Source organism: Nonomuraea sp. MG754425, from assembly GCF_021699195.1.
Classification (GTDB): domain Bacteria; phylum Actinomycetota; class Actinomycetes; order Streptosporangiales; family Streptosporangiaceae; genus Nonomuraea.
In genome coordinates this window covers 1-365 of record NZ_SSXE01000537.1, presented here as the reverse complement: position 1 = coordinate 365, position 365 = coordinate 1, and the positions used below count along the sequence as shown (strand labels likewise).

At 77.8% G+C, this 365-nt stretch carries 1 protein-coding gene; it reads left to right on the top strand.

Features of this window, described 5'->3' with window-relative positions; genetic code table 11:
• Window positions 1-365: NAD(P)-dependent oxidoreductase (locus tag FAF44_RS53860; protein WP_272896267.1), on the top strand; the 365-nt coding region annotated here is incomplete at both ends.

The window sequence follows — 365 nt, the reverse complement described above, 5'->3', positions numbered from 1 at the left end:
GGGGCGCGGGTGCTGCTCAGCGACCCGTACGCCGGCGAGGAGGAGGCGGCCCGGCTGGGCGCGCGGACCGTGCCGCTGGACGAGCTGTGCCGCGCGGCCGACCTGGTCACGGTGCACGCGCCGGAACTGCCGGAGACGCGCGGGCTGCTCGACGGGCGGCGGCTGGCGCTGCTGCGCGACGGGGCCGTGCTGATCAACACCGCGCGGGGCGCGCTGATCGACACCGACGCCCTCGTCCGGCACTGCGCCGCCGGGCGGATCTCCGCCGTGCTCGACGTGACCGACCCCGAGCCGCTGCCGGCCGGTCATGCGCTGCTCGGGCTGCCGAACGTGCTGGTGACGCCGCACATCAGCGGGGCCAGGGG